We start from the raw sequence: 23,461 nt of genomic DNA, 5'->3' as shown, positions 1-23,461 counted from the left end.
TCCCTATTGTAGAACCGTACGCACCGTATAGTGGGCCCATCTCAAAAACGTTTGTCGCGCAGCAAGGGGACAGCCACGATGAAGTCCGATGATGTGATCGTCAGCTTTCGCGGCGTGCGGAAGACCTATGACGGCGAGACGCTGGTCGTCAAATCGCTCGACCTCGACATCCACCGAGGGGAATTCCTGACGCTGCTCGGGCCGTCCGGCTCGGGCAAGACCACCTGCCTGATGATGCTGGCGGGCTTCGAGTTTCCGACGGGCGGCGAGATCCGCCTCGACGGCGAACTGCTGAACACCGTGCCGCCGCACAAGCGCAACATCGGCATGGTGTTCCAGAACTACGCGCTGTTTCCGCACCTGACCGTCGAGCAGAACGTCGCGTATCCGCTGTCGGTGCGCAAGCTGCCGCCGGCCGAGCGCGCGGAGCGCGTCGCGCATGCGCTGAAGATGGTGCAGATGGAGCGTTTCGCGAAACGCTATCCGGCGCAGTTGTCGGGCGGCCAGCAGCAGCGCATCGCGCTCGCGCGGGCGCTCGTGTTCGAGCCCAAGCTCGTGCTGATGGACGAGCCGCTCGGCGCGCTCGACAAGCAGTTGCGCGAACACATGCAGTACGAATTGAAGGCGCTGCACGAGAAGCTCGGCGTGACCTTCGTCTACGTGACGCACGACCAGGGCGAGGCGCTGACGATGTCCGATCGCGTCGCGGTGTTCGACAAGGGCATCGTGCAGCAGCTCGATACCGTCGACCGCCTGTACGAATCGCCGTGCAACGAATTCGTCGCGAACTTCATCGGCGACAGCAACCGGCTGCGCGGCACCATCGCGCGCGTCGACGGCGAATTCTGCGAATTCCGCCTCGACGACGGCACGCAGCTCGTCGGTCGCCGCATCGGCGACGCGGCCGAAGGCGCGCCGGCCGTCGCATGTATCCGGCCCGAACGCATGAGCCTCGCGAACGGCCACGCGAACGGCACCGCCAACCGCGTGAACGGCGAGGCGCGCAGTCTCATCTATTTCGGCGATCACGTGCGCATGCGCTGCGCGCTGCCGGGCCAGGACGAATGCTTCGTGAAGGTGCCGCTCGGCACGGGCGCGCTCGACGCGTTCTCGCCCGGCGCGCCGGTATCGCTCGCATTCGCGCCCGAGCATCTGCGCGTATTCGCCTGACGCAGGGTTTTCCCGCTTTTATCGCAGCACGTCGTCAACAACAACTGCCCACTTCCACCACGAGAGGAGAGGAACCATCATGAACGGAGCAAGCTCTACCGCGCGTCGCACCGCGCTCGCACTGGCGCTCGCCGTCGTCGGCGCATCGGCCTCGGCGGCCGAACTCACGGTCGTCAACTTCGGCGGCGCGAATGGCGACGCGCAAAAGGCCGCATTCAACCAGCCGTTCGAGAAGGCGACCGGCAACAAGGTCACGGCCGTCGAGTACAACGGCGAGCAGGCGAAAGTGAAGGCGATGGTCGAGGCGAAGCACGTCAACTGGGACGTGGTCGAAGTCGAATCGGGCGACCTGAACCGCGGCTGCGACGAAGGGCTGTACGAAAAGCTCGACTGGTCGAAGATCGCGAAGAAGTCCGACCTGATTCCCGAATCGCCGCAGGTGTGCGGCGTCGGCTTCTTCGTGTGGTCGACCGCGCTGTCGTACAACGCGGACAAGCTGAAGACCGCGCCGACCGGCTGGGCCGATTTCTGGAACGTGAAGAAATTCCCCGGCAAGCGCGGCATGCGCAAGGGCGCGCGCTACAACCTCGAGTTCGCGCTGATGGCCGACGGCGTCGCGACGAAGGACGTGTACAAGGTGCTCGGCACGAAGGCCGGCCAGGACCGCGCGTTCAAGAAGCTCGACGAGCTGAAGCCGTACATCCAGTGGTGGGAAGCGGGCGCGCAGCCGCCGCAGTTCCTGGTAGCCGGCGACGTCGTGATGTCGACCGCGTACAACGGCCGTATCGATGCCGCGCAGAAGGAAGGCAAGAACCTGAAGGTCGTGTGGAACGGCAGCATCTACGACCTCGACTACTGGGCGATTCCGAAGGGCTCGCCGAACAAGGCGCTGGCCGAGCAGTACATCGCGTACACGCTGACGCCGAAGCCGCAGCAAGGGTATGCGCAGCACATCGCGTACGGCCCCGCGAACATCGCGGCGATCAAGTCGCTCGACGCGAAGACGCTCGCGAACCTGCCGAACTCGCCGGCCAACGGCAAGAACGCGGTGCTGGAGGACATCGGCTTCTGGACCGACCACAGCGACGAGCTCGAGCAGCGTTTCGCCGCGTGGGCGACGAAGTAACCGCTACTCAGGTGTCCTGATGCAACCTGCCGCGCGGCGCATCGACTGCGTCGCGCGGCATTCCGCCGGATCGAGCCCGGCCGGAGAGAACCGTTGAACACGATGACGATCGCTCCTTCCTCGCCGTCGACAGCTGCGCTCAAGCGCGAGCTGAAGGCAGCCGAGGCCCGCAAGCGCACGATGGCGCTGCTGCTGATCGCGCCGCTCGCGATCTTCCTGCTGCTCATCTTCGTCGTGCCGATCGGCACGCTGCTCACGCGCGCGGTGCAGAACCCCGAGATCGCGACCGCGCTGCCGAACACGATCGCCGCGCTGTCGGGCTGGGACCGCAAGGCGCCACCGGCCGACGCCGCGTATGCCGCGCTCGCGGCCGACATGACGAAGGTCGCCGACAGCGAGGCGATGGGCGCACTCGCGCGGCGCCTGAACACCGAGATTCCCGGCTACCGCTCGCTCGTCGCGAAGACGGCGCGCGCGATGCCGCTGAAAGGCGACAACGACGCGGCGCTGACGCCCGCGCAAACGCGCGCGAAATTGATCGATCTCGATTCGCGCTGGGGCGACGTCGCGTACTGGCAGTCGATCGCGAAGAACGGCAGCCAGATGTCGCCGTTCTACCTGCTCGCCGCGCTCGACCACAAGCAGGACGGCTTCGGCCGGATCGTGCAGGCCGATCCCGATCAGTCGATCTATCTCGCGATCTTCGGCCGCACGTTCGTAATCGGCGTCGCGGTCACGCTGCTCGCGCTGCTGCTCGGCTATCCGCTCGCGTACTGGATCTCGACGCTGTCGGAGCGCCGCGCGAACCTCGTGATGATCCTCGTGCTGATTCCGTTCTGGACCTCGGTGCTCGTGCGCGTCGCCGCGTGGATCGTGCTGCTGCAGAGCGAAGGGCTCATCAACACGGCGCTGATCGGCAGCGGGCTGATCTCGCATCCGCTGACGCTGCTGTTCAACCGCGTCGGGGTGTACATCTCGATGACGCACATCCTGCTGCCGTTCATGATCCTGCCGCTCTACAGCGTGATGAAGTCGATCCCGCCGACCTACCAGCGCGCGGCCGTGTCGCTCGGCAGCCATCCGTTCGCCGCGTTCTGGCGTGTATATGTGCCGCAGACCTATCCGGGCGTCGGCGCCGGCGCCCTGCTCGTGTTCATTCTCGCGATCGGCTACTACATCACGCCTGCGCTGCTCGGCGGGCCGAACGACCAGATGGTCAGCTACTACGTCGCGTACTTCACGAACGTGACGATCAATTGGGGCATGGCGTGCGCGCTCGGCGGGCTGCTGCTCGCGGCGACGCTGGTGCTGTATGCGGTATATGGGCGCTTCACGCGCACCAACGTGAGCCTCGGCTGAGCGCCGCGCACAACGAAACGGGAAGGGGATGCCGACCATGAAACTCGCCAGGCCGCTGTTCGCGCCGCACATGTCGTTCGTCGAGCGCGCGTGGTACGTCGCGCTGCGCGTGCTCGTCGTGCTGACGCTGCTGTACCTGATCCTGCCGGTGCTCGCCATCGTGCCGCTGTCGTTTTCGTCGAGCACGTTCCTCGTCTATCCGATCCCGGGCTTCTCGATGCGCTGGTACGAGAACCTGATCGCGTCGGACGAGTGGCGGATGGCCGCGAAGAACAGCTTCATCGTCGCGCCGTCGGCGACCGTCGTCGCGACCGTGCTCGGCACGCTCGCCGCGATCGGCCTCACGAAGGCGGACTTCCGCGGCAAGGGGCTTCTGATGGCCGTGCTGCTGTCGCCGATGATCGTGCCCGTGGTCGTGGTCGGTGTCGGCATGTATCTGTTCTTCGCGCCGCTCGGGCTCGCGAATACCTACACGGGGCTGATCGCCGCGCACGCGGCGCTCGGCGTGCCGTTCGTCGTGACGACGGTGGCCGCGACGCTGCAGGGCTTCAACCAGAACCTGGTGCGCGCGAGCCTGTCGCTCGGCGCGAATCCCGTCACGACGTTCTTCCGCGTGACGCTGCCGGTGATCGCGCCGGGCGTGATGTCGGGTGCGCTGTTCGCGTTCGCGACGTCGTTCGACGAAGTCGTCGTCACGCTGTTCCTCGCGGGCGCGGATCAGACGACGCTGCCGCGCCAGATGTTCACCGGCATTCGCGAGAACATCAGCCCGACGATCGCCGCGCTCGCGACGATCCTGATCATTTTCTCGACGAGCCTGCTGCTCGCGCTCGAATGGCTGCGCGGGCGCAACGCGCGGCGCGCGGTGTCGTGACGGCCGGAAGCGCAGCGTCCGGTGCACCGTCGATCGTTGCGTTTTCAACGATGCCTCACACTCGACGCGGCGCGCCGAAGCTTTCGTTTCGCTGACTGACGACGCGGTCGCCTGCACGTTCGATGCGGCTCTGCAACAATACGGCTCGCGGTGCCGCGCGTTCCGTTCTTGCAGCAGGGGCGCCCGGTGCCGCGCCGCTCAATCCGCGACGCTGCGCGTCGCTCGTCAGTCGAGCCTCATCTTGTCCGAATTCGCATCCCCTGCCGGCGCCCGGGAGCCGGCCGTCAACTGGCGCGCGATGTCCGCCGTGCTGCTGGCCGTCGCGCTCGCGACGCTCGACACGGCAATCGCGAACACCGCGCTGCCCGCGATCGCCACCGACCTGCACGCGTCGCCGGCCGCGTCGGTGTGGATCATCAACGCCTACCAGCTCGCGATGGTCGCGACGCTGCTGCCGTTCGCGTCGCTCGGCGACATCGTCGGTCACAAGCGCGTGTATGTCGCGGGCCTCGCGGTGTTCACGCTCGCGTCGCTCGGCTGCTCGCTCGCGGCGACGCTGCCGCAGCTGACGGCGGCGCGGATCGTGCAGGGCTTCGGCGCGAGCGCGATCATGAGCGTGAACGTCGCGCTGATCCGCAACCTGTTTCCCGCGCACCGGCTCGGGCGCGGCGTCGGCTTCAACGCACTGGTCGTCGGCGTGTCGTTCGCCGTGGGGCCGACGATCGCGTCGCTGATCCTGTCGGTGGCCGCCTGGCCGTGGCTGTTCGCGGTGAACGTGCCGCTCGGCGTGCTCGCGCTTGCTGTGGCGATTCCGTCGCTGCCGCAGACGGCGCGCGGCAAGCATGCGTTCGATCCGCTCGCCGCGCTGTTCAACGTGATCACGTTCGCATCGCTGATCTTCGCGCTCGGCGAATTCGCGCAGCGCGGGCCGCTGTCCGTCGTGTTCGCGGCTGCCGCGGTCGCGCTCGCGTTCGGGGCGTTGTTGATCCGCCGCCAGGCCGGGCACCCGGCGCCGATGCTGCCGGTCGACCTGTTCCGCCGGCCGGTGTTCACGCTGTCCGCGCTGACGGCCGTGTGCGCGTTCGCCGCGCAGGGGCTCGCGTTCGTGTCGCTGCCGTTCTACTTCGAAACCGTCCTGCATCGCGACGCGGTGGAGACCGGCTTCCTGATGACGCCATGGTCGGCGATCGTCGCGCTCGCCGCGCCGATCGCGGGCCGGCTTTCGGATCGCTATCCGCCCGGATTGCTGGGGGCGATCGGGCTCGCGCTGCTGAGCGCGGGAATGGTGTCGCTCGCCGCGCTGCCGGCGGCGCCGAACGTCGTCGACATCGGCTGGCGGATGATGCTGTGCGGCGCGGGCTTCGGTTTCTTCCAGTCGCCGAACCTGAAGGCGTTGATGTCGAGCGCGCCGCCCGAGCGCAGTGGCGGCGCGAGCGGCATCATCGCGACCGCGCGGCTGATCGGGCAGGCGACCGGCGCGGCGCTCGTCGCGCTGTCGTTCGGAATCGCCGGGCGTCATGGGCCGACGCTCGCACTGATGCTCGGTGCGGGCTTTGCCGGTGCCGCGAGCGTCGCGAGCGGGCTGCGGCTCTTCGCACCGTCGCATCGGGCCGGTGCGCCGGTCGCATCGGTCGCGGCGACGCCGGCGAAGGAGCCGGCGACGGAGTAGCGTTCCGTCCGCGCCCGCTGCCCGCGAGTTTCCCGGCCGGCGCGCGGCGAACGACCGCCGCGCGCCGGCCTTCGCATCACGCTCAGAAGCCGCCCGTCTGGATCAGCTTGTTGAGGTTCGCGATGTTCAGGCTGCCGAAGCCGGTCGTCAGATCCCAGCCGGTGCCCGCGTTGTAGCCATACCCCTGATAGCCGTTGTTCCCCGACACGACGTCATAGCGCACGAGCGACGGGTTCGACGGAACGTCCGCATAGAACTTGCCGGCCGGGAAGCCGAGACCGGTACCGTTCGCCGCGAGCAGACGCGCCCAGAAACCGGTGAAGATCGGCGCGGCGAGGCTCGTGCCGCCGATCTGCTGCAACTGGCCGTAGTTGTAGATGTATGCGCCCGTGCTTTGCGCGGCGTCGAACGATACATCGGGCAACTGACGATTGCTGCCCGACTGCCACGCCGGCGCCGGCAAGACCGTGCTGACGCCGCCGCCCGTGGCCCACAGCTTGCCGTTCCCGTCGAGGCCTTCGTTCCACACCGTTTCGTTCGAGAATGCGCCCGCCGACGTGGTGTACAACGTCGTGCCGCCGATCGCGAGCACGTGCGGCGACGCGGCCGGCCACGACACCGTGTAGTTCGCGCCGTCCGGATAGCCGCGGTTGTTGCACTCGTAGACGCCTTCGTCGCCCGACGATACCGAGAACGTCTGGCCCTGCGCGGCAGCCGTTGTGAAGATCTGTTCCTCGGCGTCGATCGTGCCGTCCGCATTCGCGTCGGTTTCGCACCAGCCGAGCGAAACGTTGATCACCTTCGCGGTGTTGTCCGACACCGCGCGGTTGAATGCCTGCGTGAGCCCCGTGTTGCCGGCGGCGTTCAGGTCCGCCATGTAGAACACCAGCTTGCCGACCTGGCCGCCGGCCGAGCCGACGATCGACTGGCTATCGAGATCCCATTCGCCCTGGCCGTCCTGGTCGTCGCTGTAGCTGCCGCTCGTGCCGGTGCCGTTGGTCTTGACGGTCTGGGTCGTGACCGTGCCGTAACCGTTGCTCGACGTGAACTGCTTCAGGTCCTGCAGCGTCTGCGACACGCCGCCGATCGTGATGATGCCGACGGTCACGCCGGCCGCGGTCGGCACGCCGGTCGCGTTGTAGAGGCCCGGGAATTCCTTCGGATAGTGGCCGGTGGCCGTGCCGGCCGCGAGTGCCTGCGGCTTCGCGACGTTGCCGATGCGCAGCATCGGCCGTGCGCGCGCGACGTTCTGCAACCCGAGCACCGAGCCGACGACGTCGCCGAGCGCGCGCGGCACCTGCGCGGTCGACGCGTTTGCGAAGCCCGAGCGGCCCGCGTACTGGAAATGCACGAGCGACGTGTTGAACGCGGTCTTCACCGTGCCGGCCGTGCCGCGTGCGGATACCAGCAGCCGGTTCGGCGCCACTTCGATGTTCACGAAGCCGCTCTTGCGCAGATAGTCGACGACCGACTTCACCTGGGCGTCGGTCGGTGCGTAGCTGGCGAGGAACTGCTCGTGCGTCAGGTACTGGCGGTAATGCGCGTTGCCGGGCCGGTTCACGTCGTGCGCGAGCTGCTTGAGCTGCGCGGCGTTGCGCAGCTTCAGGCTGACGACGACGTCGGTCGTCTCGCCGGCCGCGAGTTCGAGCGACGGCGCCGCGCTGCGCGCCATCAGTTGCGGGCCGGTCAGAAAGGCCTTCGTGTGGGTGTCGACCCAGTCCGTCGTCGCATGCGCCGCGCCGGCGGCGAGCACGAGCGGCCACGCGCACGCGAGGCGGCGGGGCGACGGAAGGGGGAGGGCAAACCAGGCGTTCCTTTTCATCGGGAGTCCTTTTTAGGAGAGACGACGTTGCTGGAGCCCCCGGCCCTTGTGGGGCCGCGAGCGGTGACGAGCGTAGGGCGTCGATGCCGTTCAGGTAGCTGCCAGTTTCCATAGCTGTCAGTTCTGACATCGGCGGGTTCGCGCGCATGCGCGGCGGCGTCGACGCACGCGGCATCGGTGCCGCCGAAGGGAACCGGTTCGCGACGCGATCGCGCTGCGGTCGACGACGTTTGCACGCACGACTCGTTCGTTGCGGTATCGGAATGCGCGCGATTGCGGAGCGAATCGCCGCGAAAGCGCATTGCGTGTGATGGGGCGTCGGCGCGTCGCGCGTTGCACTATGTGGTCAAGCGTCGCCATGACGCCAACGCGACGATGCCGCGATGCGCGGATGCACAGAAACGGGGCCGGTCGATCGCGAGCGTTTCCCGAACTGTGGAACAGCGCGTTGCCGAGTCTTGCAGCGTGCTTTCGGTTCACGGGTCGGGCGAGCGGATTAGAGGAAATGCTCGAATGCGAACGATGGCGCCGATTCGGCGCGCGCCGGATGTCCGTCGCCAGCGGTTCCGTTGCCGCTCGGCCTGCGCCGGCGAACGAGCACACTGCGGGATCGAACGACGTCACGCACGAAATTCCTCCTTGACGCGTATCGTTCGCCGGCTATGCTTCAACCCATAACCATCGGGTTATTGATTCGAACATGCACGACGCTCACGACCTGCTTTTCAGAACACTGGCCGATCCGACGCGCCGCGCGCTCTTCGAGCGGCTGTGCGAGGAGGGCGAGTTGACGGTCGCCGCGCTTACGGCCCATGCAGGCGTGTCGCAGCCGGCGGTATCGAAGCATCTGGGCGTACTGAAGCAGGCCGGGCTCGTGAGCGACCGTCACGAAGGCCGGCAGACGCACTACAGCGCGCAGCCGCAGGCGCTGACGCCGTTGATCGACTGGACCAGCCAGATGGCCGGCTTCTGGCAGAACCGGTTCGACGCTCTCGAAGATCTGCTCAAAAGGATGGATCAATGAACCAGGCCACTACCGAAACGCGTACCGTCGTCGTCGAACGGGAACTGTCGTATCCGCCGGAGAAGATCTGGCGTGCGCTCACGCAACCGCACCTGATCGAGGCGTGGCTGATGCAGAGCGACTTCGAACCCGTCGCGGGCCGTGCATTCAGCTTCCGCGCCGACTGGGGTTCGGTCGACTGCACGGTGCTGACGATCGAGCCGCAGCGCGTGCTGTCCTATACATGGGCCGCGTATGGCCTGGAAAGTGTCGTCACGTGGACGCTCACGCCGACACCGGCCGGCACGCTGCTGCGCATGGAGCAGGCCGGCTTCCGCGCGGATCAGGAACAGGCGTATCGCGGGGCGCAGCACGGGTGGGTGCGATTCTTCGAATCGCTCGAACAGGTGCTGGCGCGGCCCGATGGAGAACCGGAGGCCGGGGCATGAGCGCATCGGACCTGGAGCCGTCGGCACGCATCGACGCGCTGATCGCGGGAATCGCCGACTGGCGAGGCAAGACCTTCGCCGAACTGCGCGAGACGATCCTTGCCGCCGAAGACGGCATCGTCGAGGAATGGAAATGGATGGGCAGCCCGGTGTGGTCGTGCGACGGGATGATCGCGGTCGCGAACGCGCACAAGGGCAAGGTGAAGCTCACGTTCATGCACGGCGCGCACCTGCCCGATCCCGACGGGCTGTTCAATGCCGGCCTCGACGGCAATGCGCGGCGCGCGATCGATTTCCTCGAAGGCGACAAGCTGGACAAGCGGGCATTGAAGCGCCTCGTTCGCGCGGCGATCGACTACAACCGCGCGCACCTGAAGAAGAACGTGCGGGCGGGGGCCAAGGCACGCGGCGACAAGGCCGCATGACGTACTGCCGACATCGCGCTCCCGCCGCGCGCGCATAAAAAAAGCCCGACACGAGGTCGGGCATCCAAATCGGCCGCAACCGCCGCGAGGCGGCTGCGGCACCTGCAAAAGCAGGACGCTTACGCTGCGAGCAGCGAGCGCAGCACGAACGGCAGGATACCGCCGTGCTTGTAGTAGTCGACTTCGATCGGCGTATCGATGCGCAGCAGCACCGGCACGCGGGTCGCTTCGCCGTTCTTGCGGTGGATCACGAGCGTGACGTCCTGCTGCGGCTTGAAGTCGTCGCCGAGGCCCTCGATGTCGTACGTCTCTTCACCGGTGATGCCGAGCGACTGGACGCTGTCCGCGCCCTTGAACTGCAGCGGCAGCACGCCCATGCCGACCAGGTTCGAGCGGTGGATCCGCTCGAAGCTGCGTGCGATCACGGCCTTCACGCCGAGCAGTTGCGTGCCCTTCGCGGCCCAGTCGCGCGACGAGCCCGTGCCGTACTCTTCGCCTGCGAACACGACGGTCGGCGTGTCGGCCGCGACGTACTGCATGGCCGCGTCGTAGATCGACTGCTGTTCGCCGCTCGGCTGGTGGATCGTCAGGCCGCCTTCGACGCGCGTGCCGTCCGCCTTCGCCGGGATCATCAGGTTCTTGATCCGCACGTTCGCGAACGTGCCGCGCATCATCACGTCGTGGTTGCCGCGGCGCGAGCCGTAGCTGTTGAAGTCGGCCTTCTGCACGCCGTTCTCCTTCAGCCACTTGCCTGCCGGCGAGTCTTCCTTGATCGAGCCTGCCGGGCTGATGTGGTCGGTCGTGACCGAGTCACCGAAGATGCCCAGTGCGCGCGCGCCCTTGACCGTCGGGATCGACGCTGCCGGCTCCATCGAGAAGTCGTTGCCGAAGAACGGCGGCTCGGCGATGTAGGTCGACTTCGGCCAGTCGTAGACCTGGCCCGTTTCGCCCTCGATCTTGCTCCAGAGGTCGCCCTTCTTGGTCAGCTTCGAGTAGTTGTCCTCGAACTTCTTCGGGTCGAGCGCGAACTTGAGCAGCGCGTGGATTTCATCGCTGGTCGGCCAGATGTCGCCGAGGTAGATGTCGTAGCCGTCCTTGCCCTTGCCGACCGGCTCGGTCATCAGGTCGCGCGTGATGTTGCCGGCGATCGCGTAGGCGACGACCAGCGGCGGCGACGCGAGGAAGTTCGCGCGGATGTTCGGGTGGATGCGCGCTTCGAAGTTACGGTTGCCCGACAGCACCGCAGCCGCGACGATGTCGTTCTTCGTGATCGCTTCGTTCAGTTCCGGCGTCAGGTCGCCCGCGTTGCCGATACAGGTCGTGCAGCCGTAGGCGGCGACTTCGAAGCCGAGCTTCGCGAGGTAGGGCAGCAGGCCCGTCTTCGTCAGGTATTCGGTGACGATGCGCGATCCCGGCGCGAGCGACGTCTTGATGTGCGGCGCGACGGTCAGGCCGGCTTCGACGGCCTTCTTCGCGAGCAGGCCGGCGGCCAGCAGCACGCTCGGGTTCGACGTGTTCGTGCACGACGTGATCGCGGCGATCAGCACGTCGCCGTTCTTCACGTCGACGCCGTTGCTCGTCGTGTATTGCGCGTTCAGGTCGTCCGCCTTCTTCGCGAAGCCGTTTTCCGCGACCGGCTTCGAGAACAGGTCGGTGAACGTCGACTTGACGTTGCCGATCTCGATGCGGTCCTGCGGGCGCTTCGGGCCGGCCAGCGACGGGGCGACCGTTGCCAGGTCGAGCGTCACCGTCTTCGTGTAGTCGATGTCGCCGGCCTTCGGAATGCCGAACAGCTTCTGGGCCTTGAAGTAGTTTTCGAACGCGGCGATTTCCGCCTTCGTGCGGCCCGTGCCTTCGAAGTAGTCGATCGTCTTTTCGTCGACCGGGAAGAAGCCCATCGTCGCGCCGTATTCCGGCGCCATGTTGCCGATCGTTGCGCGGTCCGGCAGCGACAGCGACTTCGTGCCTTCGCCGAAGAACTCGACGAACTTGCCGACGACCTTCTCCTTGCGCAGCATTTCGGTGATCGTCAGCACCAGGTCGGTGGCCGTTACGCCTTCGCGCAGCTTGCCCTTCAGCTCGACGCCGACGACGTCCGGCGTCAGGAAGTACACCGGCTGGCCGAGCATGCCGGCTTCCGCCTCGATGCCGCCCACGCCCCAGCCGACCACGCCGATGCCGTTGATCATCGTCGTGTGGCTGTCCGTGCCGACGAGCGTGTCCGGGTAGTACACGGTGTCGCCGCCGTCCGCCTTCTTGTGGACGCCGCGCGCGAGATATTCGAGGTTCACCTGGTGGACGATGCCGACGCCCGGCGGCACGACCTTGAACGTGTCGAACGCCTGCATGCCCCACTTCATGAACTGGTAGCGCTCGTTGTTGCGCTGGAATTCCAGCTTCATGTTCAGGTCGAGCGCGTCCTTCTGGCGGAAGTAGTCGATCTGGACCGAGTGGTCGACGACGAGATCGACCGGGACCAGCGGCTCGATCTTCTTCGGGTTCTTGCCCGAACGCTCTGCCACACCGCGCATGGCCGCGATGTCGGCGAGCAGCGGCACGCCCGTGAAGTCCTGCAGCACGACGCGCGACACCACGAACGGAATCTCGTCGACGCGCTTCGCGGTCGGCTTCCAGTTCGCGAGTTGCTCGATGTGTTCTTCGGTGATCTTCTTGCCGTCGTAGTTGCGCAGCACGGACTCGAGCACGATACGGATCGACACCGGGAGGCGTTCGATCTTCGTCTTCAGTTCCTTGCCGAGCTGCGGCAGCGAGTAGAACTTGCCTTTGCCGGAACCGCTGTCGAATTCCTTGAGGGTCTTGTGGAGATTGTGGGCCATGGTGATTTTCCTGGGTTTAAGGCTAGGAAACAAAGAGTCCTGTAAATGACGGCTATATCACGTACAGATCGACGTACTCATCGACCGGCATCGCTTCGAGCTTTGCCTGGTCCAGCGACACGTCGAGAATCGCTTGTTGCTGCTTTGCCGGGAAGCGACGGGCGAGGTTGGTCCTGAACTTCTCGACCAGGAGCGGGATGCCGTCCGCACGGCGTCGCTGATGGCCGATCGGGTATTCGACCGCCACTTCGGCAAGCTTCGACCCGTCCGCGAATTCGATCGTCAGCGCATTCGCGATCGATCGTTTGGCCGGGTCATGGTAATCCTTCGTGAACTGCGGATCCTCGACGCACACGGTTTTCGCGCGCAGCGCGTCGATGCGCGGATCGGCGGCGACCGCATCTTCGTAATCGGCCGCGGTCAGCCGGCCGAACAGCAGCGGCACGGCGACCATGTACTGGATGCAATGATCGCGGTCGGCCGGATTGGCGAGCGGACCCTGCTTGTCGATGATGCGGATCGCGGCCGCGTGCGTGCGGATCGTGATCCGGCTGATCTCGTCGGTCGTGCGGCCCGCCGCGGTGAGCTGCGCGTGCAGTTGCAGCGCAGCCTCGGCGGCCGTCTGCGCGTGGAATTCGGCGGGGAACGCGATCTTGAACAGCACGTTCTCCATCACGTACGTGCCGTACGGGCGCTGGAAGCGGAACGGCTGCCCGTTGAACAGCACGTCATAGAAGCCCCAGGTTTTCGCGGTGAGCGCCGACGGGTAGCCCATTTCACCCGTTTTCGCGATCAGCGCGAGGCGCACCGCGCGGGACGTCGCGTCGCCGGCCGCCCACGACTTGCGCGAACCGGTGTTCGGCGCGTGGCGGTACGTGCGCAGCGCCTGGCCGTCGACGAATGCGTTCGATACCGCGTTGATCAGCTCGTCGCGCGTGAGGCCGAGCAGGCGGCCGACGACGGCCGTCGACGCGACCTTGACGAGCAGCACGTGGTCGAGCCCGACCGCGTTGAACGAATTCTCGAGTGCGAGGCAGCCCTGGATCTCGTGGGCCTGGATCATCGCGACGAGCACGTCGCGCATGGAAAGCGGCTTCCTGCCGGCCGCGACGGCCGTGCGGGACAGCCAGTCGGCCGTCGCCAGGATTCCGCCGAGATTGTCGGACGGATGACCCCATTCGGCGGCGAGCCAGGTGTCGTTGAAATCCAGCCAGCGGATCATCGCGCCGATGTCGAAAGCGGCCTGGACGGGATCGAGCTGGAAGGACGTGCCGGGCACCTTCGCGCCGTTCGGCACGATCGTGCCGGGCACGACGGGGCCGAGCAGCTTGGTGCAGGCCGGGTAGGACAGCGCCTCGAGTCCGCATCCGAGCGTGTCGATCAGGCAATGACGCGCCGTCTCCAGCGCGAGCGCGCTGTCGATTCCGGTGTTCAGCACGTAGTCGACGATATCGACGAGTACCGTATCCGGAGCGGGGCGGACGTTGGAGACCGAGGCGGACATCGAGGGGCCTGGGAGCGTGAAGACGCGGGCGCTTAGTTCGTTGCCGGCTTCAGTTCGTTCGATTGCGTCGGAGCCGGCGTGCCTTGCGCCATTTCCGGCGTCACGCATTCGTCGGCGAGACGCTCGCCGCCGTTGGCGTCGCTGAACAGCATCGCCTTGCTCGGGATCACGACCAGCTTGAAGCCCGCGGCCGGATCGTAGAACGTGTCGGCGCCCGTCGTCGTGGCCTGACGCGGCAGCTTGTAGTTCTTCTTCGCCCAGTGAACCGTGACGACCTGGTCACGCTTCATGTCGCCGGCGAGGTCGAACGACAGGCCGTCCTTGCACGCCCACTTGACTGCGCCGTCCGGTACCGGATCGACCTTGGCCGCGGCACGCGCCTGCGCCTTCTTGCTGCGCGGAACGATGCGCTTGGCCGGCGCCGGGCGCTTGGCCGTCTTCTTCGCGGTCGTCGCCGTATCCTGGGCGAACGCGCTCGGAGCCGACACCAGCATCGTGGCGGACAACGCGCCGATGGCGGTAGCGATCAGGAGTTTCTTCATGGAGTCAGAACCTTTCGATAATCAGTTGACAAGGGCCGGCGGCAGACACCGTCGGCCGGTTTGAAACTGCACGCGCCCCGGAAGCGCGCAGCGGCCGCTATTTTCACCTATTTGGCCGCGCATATTTCAGGTTTTCGGGCTCCGTTACGTTTTTTGTCGTTTCGCAAACCTGTCTCGGGTTCACGCTCCGGTGATTCGATGAAATGCGTGTGTCGGCGCGCGCTCACCGCGCGTCTCCGGCGGCCGGGCCGAACAGCGGCGCGGCCTCGGCCGGCACCGGCTGGCCGGTCGCCCGTGCGCGGCGCAGCACCGACCAGTAATAGCGGTAGCTCGCGCGGTCGTGCAGTGTATCGCCGTGGCGCGTCGGGCCCCAGTCGGCGGCCTGCGCGGCCAGCAGGATCTCGGCGGCCAGCGCGACTTCATCGGTGCGCGGCGCGAATGCGTCGACGATCGGGCGGATCTGCGCGGGATGGATGCTCCACATCCGCGTGAACGCGAACTCGTCGCGCGCGCGACGCGCGTCGCCGGCGACGACGGCCATGTCGCGCACCTCCGTCGTCACGTTGTGCGACGGCGTCTTGCCGTGCGCGTGGCAGGCGGCGGCGATTTCGAGCTTCGCACGGCGCACGAGCGGGTGGTCGAACTGGCCGGGCGAGCGCATCGCCGCATCGGGAATCGCGCCGTGATGCGCGGACACGAAGTCCATCAGCCCGAAGCTGAGCGTGCCGACCAGCGGCAGCGCGGCGAGGGCGGCCGCCTGCGCGAGCGCGCCGTGCGTCTCGACCAGCACGTCGACCGGGATCGGCTGCGCGAGGCCGAGCTCGCGGCGCGTGCCTTCGATGAACGCGACCATCTCGGCCGCGTCCGCGGCGCTCGCGATCTTCGGCAGCGTGACGTAGGCCGGCGCGCGCGCGGCGCGCAGTACGATGCGCACGTCGTCGCGCCAGTGGGGATGGGAAAAGTCGTGGATGCGGACGCCGACACGCCCGAAGCGGTTTTCGGCGCTGCCGAGAAGTTCGGCGACGAGCTGCGCGTGCGCGGCTTCCTGGCCGACGGCTGCGCCGTCCTCGCAGTCGAGCGTGATGTCGAACACGGGGCCGAGTTCGGCCTGGAGCGCGAGCGACTTGCGCATCAGCTTCTCGCTGCCCGCGTAGTGATCGCAGCAGGGCAGGATCGCGGGCGGGGACGCCCCGTCGTACAGCACTTGTGCAGGAGTGAGCGCGGACATCTCTTCTACGTCAAGGAGGCGGGCAACGTGGAGAAAATCGGATTCGGGCGCGTTCTGGGCCGGCGCGCGGGGCGCCTGGGCGGCAAAACGTGCCCGGATCGGATCGGGCGGCGGGGCCGGCTGCCGGCCCGCCGCCCGTGCCGTGACCGGACCGCCCGGAGGTGGCCCGGCCATGCAGTCTGCTTAGTTCTTCAGCAGGTGAGCGACGCCGTCGCGCTCTTCGAGCAGTTCGGCCAGCGTGCCGTCCATCTTCTCGCGCGAGAATGCGTCGATTTCGAGGCCTTCGACGCGCTTGTACTCGCCGTTTTCACACGTGACGGGCACGCCGTAGATGATGTCTTCGGGGATGCCGTACGAGCCGTCCGACGGGATGCCCATCGTGACCCACTTGCCGTTCGTGCCGAGGACCCAGTCACGCACGTGGTCGATCGCCGCGTTCGCCGCCGACGCTGCCGACGACAGGCCGCGCGCTTCGATGATCGCCGCGCCGCGCTTGCCGACGGTCGGGATGAACGTGTCGCGGTTCCACACGTCGTCGTTGATCAGCTTCAGCAGCGACTCGCCTTCGACGGTCGCGAAGCGGAAGTCGGGGTACATCGTCGGCGAGTGGTTGCCCCACACGGCGAGCTTCTCGATCGATGCGACCGGCTTGCCCGACTTCGCCGCGAGCTGCGACAGCGCGCGGTTGTGGTCGAGGCGCAGCATTGCCGTGAAGTTCTTCTTCGGCAGATCCGGCGCCGACTTCATCGCGATGTACGCGTTGGTGTTCGCCGGGTTGCCGACGACCAGCACCTTCACGTCGCGGCTCGCGACTTCGTTCAGCGCGGCGCCCTGGACCGTGAAGATCTCGGCGTTTGCCGACAGCAGGTCCTTGCGCTCCATGCCCTTCGAGCGCGGACGTGCACCGACCAGCAGCGCGACGTCCGCATCCTTGAATGCAACCTTCGGATCGTCGGTGATCACGACGCCCGCGAGCAGCGGGAACGCGCAATCGTCGAGTTCCATCACGACGCCTTTGACGGCGGCTTGGGCTTGCGGGAGGTCGAGCAGTTGCAGGATGACCGGCTGGTCCTTGCCGAGCAGGTCGCCGTTCGCGATGCGGAACAGCAGGGAGTAAGCGATTTGACCTGCGGCGCCGGTGACGGCAACGCGCTTTGCGGGCTTAGCCATTGAAAATCTCCAGGACGGGTGAAGCGGTGGACGCTAGGCAAAACGCCATTCTATGCGCGTTACGCGTAGCGTTGCATTGAAGCAGGGCGGAGGACTCGCGAAAGGCAGACGCGGTGAACCTGGAGACGGCCGTGGCACGTAGCCGGGGACGCATTTTGCACCCGCGAACCCTTGCTCGCCCCGGAGTGTAGGAGCCGATGGACCCAAAGTCAAACGGTATCATATGTCTTATATAAGACAGATGTTTTGCGGAATTTGAGTGGACGGAAAAGCGCGGTTTGTGATGAAATGCGCGCCATGACATCGAACCAGGCGAACAACGCGAATCCGACCGGCGCAGGCGGCCCAGGGCAGCCGGGCGCGGCCGATTCCGTGCCGGCGCCTGCCGCTTCGCCGTCGCCGACCTTCAGTCCGTTATACCAGCAGATCAAGTCATTGATCACGCAAAGCCTGGAATCCGGCGAGTGGAAGCCGGGCGAGATCATTCCGAGCGAAGTGGAGCTCGCGGCCCGTTACAAGGTCAGCCAGGGCACCGTTCGCAAGGCGATCGACGAACTGGCCGCCGAAAACCTGGTGGTCCGGCGGCAGGGCAAGGGCACTTTTGTCGCAACGCACAACGAAGATCGCGCGCAGTTCCGCTTTCTGCGTCTGCTGGCCGACGACGGTGCCGAGCATCCGCACGTGAGTCGCCTGCTCGAATGCCGGCGCCTGCGCGCGCCGGCCGAGATCGCGCGGCAGCTCGACCTGAAGCCGGCCGACCCGGTCGTGCAGGTGCGCCGCCTGCTCGAGTTCGAGAACGAAGTGACGGTGCTGGACGAGATCTGGCTGCCGGGCGCGATGTTCCGCGGGCTCACGTTCGAGCGGCTGAGCGAGTACAAGGGGCCGCTCTACGCGATGTTCGAGACGGAATTCGGCACGCGGATGATCCGCGCGACGGAGAAGATCCGCGCGGTGGCGGCGGAGCCGGCGGTGGCCGACCTGCTGCACGTGCCTGCGGGTTTTCCTTTGCTGTCTGTGGAGCGTGTGTCCTATACATACGGAGACCGGCCGGTGGAAGTGCGACGCGGCTGGTATGTCACAACCGGGTATTACTATCAGAATGACTTGAGCTGACGACGTATCGGCACAAGCAGCGTGCGCGCGCACTTCCCATGTTCGCGTAGCACGTTTCGGGCCGCCTTTATTCCCGTTCGCGTAATGATCCAGAGCAGACTTTCGCTGCAGCGCGATATAAAAAGGCGCTAAAATCGCGGATTAGTGTGACAACATAGTAGGGGTCTAGCATGACTGACGCAGTAAGAAAGCCGAGGCCGGAATACCGGAACATCGGATTCGGCGATATCACGATGAAATATCGCATGCCCTTGGCGGCGATATTGTCGATCCTCCATCGAGTCAGCGGCGCGCTGCTGTTCCTGTTCCTGCCGTTCCTGCTGTTCCTCTTCGATCAGAGCCTCACCTCCGAGCTCAGCTTCGAAGTCTTCAAGGCTTTCCTCTCCAACATCGTCGTCAAGCTGATCGTCCTCGCGTTGTCCTGGGCGTTCCTCCACCATTTCTGCGCCGGCATTCGCCACCTGCTGATGGACGTCAATCACGACGCCGTCTCGAAGGAAGGCGGCAAGCGGACGGCCGTCGTCGTCTTTGTCGTCTCGATCGCCCTGACGATCGCCATGGCACTCAAACTGTTCGGAGCATTCTAAGAAAATGGCAGCCAATAACCGAATCGGCTCGAAGCGCCTCGTCGTCGGCGCTCACTACGGCCTGCGCGACTGGCTCGCGCAGCGCGTCACCGCCACGATCATGGCGGTCTACACGGTCATTCTGCTCGTCCTGTTCTTCGGCGCGCATGACTTCTCGTACGAAGGCTGGGCATCGATCTTCTCCGCGCAATGGATGAAGCTCGCGACCTTCGTGACGCTGCTTTCCCTCTTCTACCACGCATGGGTCGGCGTGCGCGACATCTGGATGGACTACGTGAAGCCCGTCGGTGTGCGCCTGCTGCTGCAATCGCTGACCATCGTCTGGCTGCTCGCATGTGCGGGCTACGCCGCGCAGATTCTCTGGAGAGTGTAAAGAATGGCTGCAATCAAAACTTCCCTGCCGCGCCGCAAGTTCGACGTGGTGATCGTCGGCGCGGGCGGCTCGGGCTTGCGCGCAGCGCTGCAACTGTCGCGCGCGGGCCTGTCGGTCGGCGTGCTGTCGAAGGTGTTCCCGACCCGTTCGCACACGGTGGCCGCACAGGGCGGCATCGGCGCGTCGCTCGGCAACATGAGCGAAGACAACTGGCACTTCCACTTCTACGACACGATCAAGGGTTCCGACTGGCTCGGCGACCAGGACGCGATCGAGTTCATGTGCCGCGAAGCACCGAACGTCGTGTACGAACTGGAACACTTCGGCATGCCGTTCGACCGTAACGCGGACGGCACGATCTACCAGCGTCCGTTCGGCGGCCATACCGCGAACTACGGTGAGAAGCCGGTCCAGCGCGCTTGCGCGGCCGCCGACCGTACCGGTCACGCGCTGCTGCACACGCTGTACCAGCAGAACGTCGAAGCGAAGACGCAATTCTTCGTCGAATGGATGGCGCTCGACCTGATCCGCGACGCGGACGGCGACGTGCTCGGCGTGACGGCCCTCGAGATGGAGACGGGCGACGTCTACATCATGGAAGGCAAGACGACGCTGTTCGCGACGGGCGGCGCAGGCCGGATCTTCGCGGCGTCGACCAACGCGTTCATCAACACCGGCGACGGCCTCGGCATGGCCGCTCGCTCGGGCATCGCGCTGCAGGACATGGAGTTCTGGCAGTTCCACCCGACCGGCGTGGCCGGCGCGGGCGTGCTGATCACCGAAGGCGTGCGCGGCGAAGGCGGCATCCTGCGCAACGCGAACGGCGAGCGCTTCATGGAACGCTACGCACCGACGCTGAAGGATCTGGCGCCGCGTGACTTCGTGTCGCGTTCGATGGACCAGGAAATCAAGGAAGGCCGCGGCGTCGGTCCGAACAAGGACCACGTGCTGCTCGACCTGTCGCACATCGGCGCCGAGACGATCATGAAGCGTCTGCCGTCGATCCGCGAAATCGCGCTGAAGTTCGCGAACGTCGATGCGATCAAGGAACCGATCCCGGTCGTCCCGACGATTCACTACCAGATGGGCGGCATCCCGACCAACATCCATGGTCAGGTCGTCGGCACGTCGCGCGGCCACAAGGATCCGGTCAACGGCTTCTACGCAGTGGGCGAGTGCTCGTGCGTGTCCGTGCACGGCGCGAACCGCCTCGGCACGAACTCGCTGCTGGACCTCGTGGTGTTCGGCCGTGCGGCCGGCAACCACATCGTCGAGCACGTGAAGAACCAGAAGGAACACAAGCCGCTGCCGGCCGATGCAGGCGAATTCTCGCTGGCGCGTCTGAACAAGCTCGACAAGTCGACCTCGGGCGAGTACACGCAGGACGTCGCCAACGACATCCGCGCGACGATGCAGAAGCACGCAGGCGTGTTCCGCACGTCGGCACTGCTGAAGGAAGGCGTCGACCAGATGGCCGGCCTGAAGGCACGCGTGGAAAACATCCACCTGAAGGACAAGTCGAAGGTGTTCAACACCGCGCGCGTCGAAGCGCTCGAGCTGGAGAACCTGATCGAAGTCGCCCGCGCGACGATGGTGTCGGCGGAAGCGCGCAAGGAAAGCCGCGGCGCGCACGCACACAGCGATTTCGAACATCGCGACGACGACAACTGGCTGCGCCACACGCTGTGGTACAGCGAAGGCGATCGCCTCGACTACAAGCCGGTTCAAATGAAGCCGCTGACGGTCGACTCCGTGCCGCCGAAGCCGCGCACGTTCTAAGCCGAGTCAAAGGAATCCGAAATGGCAAAACGCATTTTTGAAGTCTACCGCTACGATCCGGACAAGGACGCGGCGCCGCGCATGCAGACGTACGAGCTCGAGATCCAGCATGAGCGCATGCTGCTCGACGCACTGGTCAAGCTGAAGGCCGTGGACGAGACGCTGTCGTTCCGCCGCTCGTGCCGTGAAGGCGTGTGCGGTTCCGACGCGATGAACATCAACGGCAAGAACGGTCTGGCGTGCCTGACGAACCTGAACGACCTGCCGCAGAAGATCGTGCTGCGCCCGCTGCCGGGCCTGCCCGTCGTGCGCGACCTGATCGTCGACATGACGCACTTCTTCAACCAGTACCACTCGATCAAGCCGTACCTGATCAACGACGCGCCGCCGCCGGAGAAGGAACGTCTCCAGTCGCCGGAAGAACGCGACGAGCTCGACGGCGTGTATGAGTGCATTCTGTGCGCGAGCTGCTCGACGTCGTGCCCGAGCTTCTGGTGGAACCCGGACAAGTTCGTCGGCCCGGCCGGCCTGCTGCAGGCTTACCGCTTCATCGCCGATAGCCGCGACACCGCCACCGGCGAGCGTCTCGACAACCTGGAAGACCCGTACCGTCTGTTCCGTTGCCACACGATCATGAACTGCGTCGACGTTTGCCCGAAGGGCCTGAACCCGACGAAGGCGATCGGCAAGATCAAGGAACTGATGGTCCGTCGCGCGGTTTAAAGTTTGTGATGAGCGACGATTCGCATCAATCCGACCCGCACCGTCGCGCGCGCCTCCGCTGGCGCGCGCGGCGGGGTCTGCTGGAAAACGACATCGTATTCGAGCGTTTCTTCAGCAGATACGAGCATGACCTCACCGATGCAGACGTAGGCGCGTTGTCGCGCCTGCTCGATCTGAGCGACAACGACCTGATGGACTTGCTCCTCGCGCGCAAGGAACCAGAGGGCGACCTAGACAGCCCGGACGTTCACCGGCTGTTGGAGATGCTGCGCAACGTGTAACGCGTTACGCCCGTTATCGAATCCCGTTTCTTTATTTCGATTGAGGATGTGCCATGACTCCGTCTGATGTTAAAGCCACGCTATCGTTCAGCGACAATTCGCCGAGCGTCGAAATGCCGATCTACAAGGGGACGATGGGCCCGGACGTGATCGACATCCGCAAGCTGTACGGCCAAACCGGCAAGTTCACTTACGACCCGGGCTTCATGTCGACGGCAGCTTGTAATTCGGCGATCACGTACATCGACGGCGACAAGGGCGAACTGCTGTACCGCGGCTACCCGATCGACAATCTCGCGCAAAACGCGGACTTCCTCGAAAGCTGCTACCTGCTGCTGAAGGGTGAACTGCCGAACGCAGCACAGAAGAAGGAATTCGTCGACACCGTCACGAAGCACACGATGGTGCACGAGCAGATGCACTTCTTCTTCCGTGGCTTCCGCCGCGACGCGCACCCGATGGCAGTGCTGGTGGCTGCCGTCGGCGCGCTGTCGGCGTTCTATCACGACTCGCTCGACATCAACGATCCGCGTCACCGCGAAGTGTCGGCGATCCGCATGATCGCGAAGCTGCCGACGCTCGTCGCGATGGCGTACAAGTTCAGCATCGGCCAGCCGTTCGTTTATCCGAAGAACGAACTGTCGTACAGCGCGAACTTCATGCACATGATGTTCTCGAACCCGTGCGAAGAGTACAAGGTCAACGACGTGCTCGTCCGCGCACTCGACCGTATCCTGATCCTGCACGCCGACCACGAGCAGAACGCTTCGACGTCGACGGTCCGTCTGGCCGGCTCGTCGGGCGCGAACCCGTTCGCGTGTATCGCAGCCGGTATCGCATGTCTGTGGGGCCCGGCGCACGGCGGTGCGAACGAAGCCGCGCTGAACATGCTCGAGCAGATCGGTTCGCCGGACAACATCCCCGAATTCATCAAGCAGGTGAAGGACAAGAATTCGGGCGTGAAGCTGATGGGCTTCGGTCACCGCGTGTACAAGAACTACGACCCGCGTGCGAAGCTGATGCGCGAAACGTGCTACGAAGTGCTGAACGAACTCGGCCTGCACGACGACCCGCTGTTCAAGCTCGCGATGCAGCTCGAGAAGATCGCGCTGGAAGACGAATACTTCGTGTCGCGCAAGCTGTACCCGAACGTCGACTTCTACTCGGGTATCGTTCAGCGCGCGCTGGGCATCCCGACGTCGATGTTCACGTGTATCTTCGCGATGGCACGTACGGTCGGCTGGATCGCACAGTGGAACGAAATGATCGCGGATCCGGAACAGAAGATCGGCCGTCCGCGTCAGCTGTTCATCGGCGACACGCCGCGCGAAGCGAAGCCGCTCAACGCACGTTGAGTCGTGCGCGGCGCGAACGGCCGCAAGGCCGCTCGCGTCCGGCAATCGCAACGCCCCGACACCCCGGTGGGT

21 protein-coding genes are annotated in these 23,461 nt (G+C 65.6%); 15 read left to right on the top strand and 6 right to left on the bottom strand.

Annotation, left to right across the window (positions count from 1 at the left end; all coding sequences use genetic code 11):
- Positions 1–78 precede the first annotated feature (78 nt).
- From HWX25_RS00630 to HWX25_RS00610, 5 genes are all read left to right on the top strand, one after another.
- A complete protein-coding gene (locus HWX25_RS00630) occupies positions 79–1,170 on the top strand; it encodes an ABC transporter ATP-binding protein (protein ID WP_059818783.1) in 1,092 nt (363 codons plus the stop codon).
- Positions 1,171–1,249: 79 nt separating this feature from the next.
- Complete coding sequence (locus HWX25_RS00625; RefSeq protein ID WP_175906470.1) at positions 1,250–2,296, top strand: ABC transporter substrate-binding protein; 1,047 nt, start codon at positions 1,250–1,252, stop codon at positions 2,294–2,296.
- 102 nt (positions 2,297–2,398) lie between these two features.
- Positions 2,399–3,655: an ABC transporter permease gene (locus HWX25_RS00620; RefSeq protein WP_175906868.1), complete on the top strand. Its 1,257-nt coding sequence runs from the start codon at positions 2,399–2,401 to the stop codon at positions 3,653–3,655.
- A 37-nt stretch (positions 3,656–3,692) separates the two neighbouring features.
- The gene (locus HWX25_RS00615; protein ID WP_059525632.1) at positions 3,693–4,529 is read left to right on the top strand and encodes an ABC transporter permease; all 837 of its coding nucleotides are present in this window, start codon (positions 3,693–3,695) and stop codon (positions 4,527–4,529) included.
- Positions 4,530–4,770: 241 nt separating this feature from the next.
- Positions 4,771–6,198, top strand: a complete 1,428-nt coding sequence (locus HWX25_RS00610; RefSeq protein WP_063888579.1) for an MFS transporter — start codon at positions 4,771–4,773, stop codon at positions 6,196–6,198.
- 82 nt (positions 6,199–6,280) lie between these two features.
- Here the strand turns inward: HWX25_RS00610 and HWX25_RS00605 are convergent, their stop codons facing one another.
- On the bottom strand, positions 6,281–8,020 hold the full coding sequence (locus HWX25_RS00605) for a S53 family serine peptidase (RefSeq protein ID WP_175906468.1): 1,740 nt from the start codon (positions 8,018–8,020) through the stop codon (positions 6,281–6,283).
- A gap of 700 nt (positions 8,021–8,720) precedes the next feature.
- Between HWX25_RS00605 and HWX25_RS00600 the strand changes: the two genes are divergently transcribed.
- The 3 genes from HWX25_RS00600 to HWX25_RS00590 are packed head-to-tail and all read left to right on the top strand — an operon-like array spanning position 8,721 to position 9,897.
- Positions 8,721–9,044: a metalloregulator ArsR/SmtB family transcription factor gene (locus tag HWX25_RS00600; protein WP_059524698.1), complete on the top strand. Its 324-nt coding sequence runs from the start codon at positions 8,721–8,723 to the stop codon at positions 9,042–9,044.
- Positions 9,041–9,472 carry an SRPBCC domain-containing protein gene (locus tag HWX25_RS00595; protein WP_175906466.1) on the top strand — a complete coding sequence of 144 codons (432 nt, stop codon included), beginning with the start codon at positions 9,041–9,043 and terminating at the stop codon, positions 9,470–9,472. Before HWX25_RS00600 ends, HWX25_RS00595 begins: the two co-directional genes overlap by 4 nt.
- On the top strand, positions 9,469–9,897 hold the full coding sequence (locus HWX25_RS00590) for a DUF1801 domain-containing protein (RefSeq protein WP_175906464.1): 429 nt from the start codon (positions 9,469–9,471) through the stop codon (positions 9,895–9,897). The genes HWX25_RS00595 and HWX25_RS00590 overlap by 4 nt, the downstream gene beginning before the upstream one ends.
- A 119-nt stretch (positions 9,898–10,016) precedes the next feature.
- Here HWX25_RS00590 and acnA read toward each other — a convergent pair whose 3' ends face one another.
- From acnA to HWX25_RS00565, 5 genes are all read right to left on the bottom strand, one after another.
- On the bottom strand, positions 10,017–12,734 hold the full coding sequence (gene acnA / locus HWX25_RS00585; protein WP_059524704.1) for an aconitate hydratase AcnA: 2,718 nt from the start codon (positions 12,732–12,734) through the stop codon (positions 10,017–10,019).
- 52 nt (positions 12,735–12,786) lie between these two features.
- Positions 12,787–14,238, bottom strand: a complete 1,452-nt coding sequence (locus tag HWX25_RS00580) for a bifunctional 2-methylcitrate dehydratase/aconitate hydratase (protein ID WP_175906461.1) — start codon at positions 14,236–14,238, stop codon at positions 12,787–12,789.
- A 32-nt stretch (positions 14,239–14,270) separates the two neighbouring features.
- Entirely contained in the window at positions 14,271–14,780 is a 510-nt protein-coding gene (locus tag HWX25_RS00575) for a hypothetical protein (protein WP_175906459.1), read from the bottom strand.
- Positions 14,781–15,003: 223 nt separating this feature from the next.
- Positions 15,004–16,008: an aldolase/citrate lyase family protein gene (locus tag HWX25_RS00570; RefSeq protein WP_059818788.1), complete on the bottom strand. Its 1,005-nt coding sequence runs from the start codon at positions 16,006–16,008 to the stop codon at positions 15,004–15,006.
- A gap of 183 nt (positions 16,009–16,191) precedes the next feature.
- Positions 16,192–17,178, bottom strand: coding sequence for a malate dehydrogenase (locus tag HWX25_RS00565; protein ID WP_044843799.1), 987 nt, complete (start codon positions 17,176–17,178; stop codon positions 16,192–16,194).
- Between the two features lie 288 nt (positions 17,179–17,466).
- Here HWX25_RS00565 and HWX25_RS00560 point away from each other — a divergent pair, with 288 nt between their 5' ends.
- The 7 genes from HWX25_RS00560 (at position 17,467) to gltA (ending at position 23,389) form a co-directional block, all read left to right on the top strand.
- Positions 17,467–18,291: a GntR family transcriptional regulator gene (locus HWX25_RS00560; protein WP_082721900.1), complete on the top strand. Its 825-nt coding sequence runs from the start codon at positions 17,467–17,469 to the stop codon at positions 18,289–18,291.
- Positions 18,292–18,461: 170 nt separating this feature from the next.
- On the top strand, positions 18,462–18,878 hold the full coding sequence (gene sdhC / locus HWX25_RS00555) for a succinate dehydrogenase, cytochrome b556 subunit (RefSeq protein ID WP_059601793.1): 417 nt from the start codon (positions 18,462–18,464) through the stop codon (positions 18,876–18,878).
- 4 nt (positions 18,879–18,882) lie between these two features.
- Positions 18,883–19,251: a succinate dehydrogenase, hydrophobic membrane anchor protein gene (sdhD, locus tag HWX25_RS00550; protein ID WP_006399546.1), complete on the top strand. Its 369-nt coding sequence runs from the start codon at positions 18,883–18,885 to the stop codon at positions 19,249–19,251.
- A 3-nt stretch (positions 19,252–19,254) separates the two neighbouring features.
- The gene (sdhA, locus tag HWX25_RS00545) at positions 19,255–21,030 is read left to right on the top strand and encodes a succinate dehydrogenase flavoprotein subunit (protein ID WP_175906457.1); all 1,776 of its coding nucleotides are present in this window, start codon (positions 19,255–19,257) and stop codon (positions 21,028–21,030) included.
- 21 nt (positions 21,031–21,051) lie between these two features.
- Positions 21,052–21,753, top strand: coding sequence for a succinate dehydrogenase iron-sulfur subunit (locus HWX25_RS00540; RefSeq protein ID WP_011658352.1), 702 nt, complete (start codon positions 21,052–21,054; stop codon positions 21,751–21,753).
- An 8-nt stretch (positions 21,754–21,761) separates the two neighbouring features.
- Positions 21,762–22,034, top strand: coding sequence for a succinate dehydrogenase assembly factor 2 (locus tag HWX25_RS00535; RefSeq protein ID WP_059450790.1), 273 nt, complete (start codon positions 21,762–21,764; stop codon positions 22,032–22,034).
- Between the two features lie 53 nt (positions 22,035–22,087).
- Positions 22,088–23,389, top strand: a complete 1,302-nt coding sequence (gene gltA, locus HWX25_RS00530) for a citrate synthase (protein WP_050011289.1) — start codon at positions 22,088–22,090, stop codon at positions 23,387–23,389.
- Positions 23,390–23,461: the final 72 nt, after the last annotated feature.

The sequence above is a fragment of the Burkholderia sp. BCC1640 genome (assembly GCF_902833125.1).
GTDB lineage: Bacteria > Pseudomonadota > Gammaproteobacteria > Burkholderiales > Burkholderiaceae > Burkholderia > Burkholderia diffusa.
Note: the sequence above shows the minus strand (reverse complement) of the source record. Positions and strands in the feature narration are given on the sequence as shown.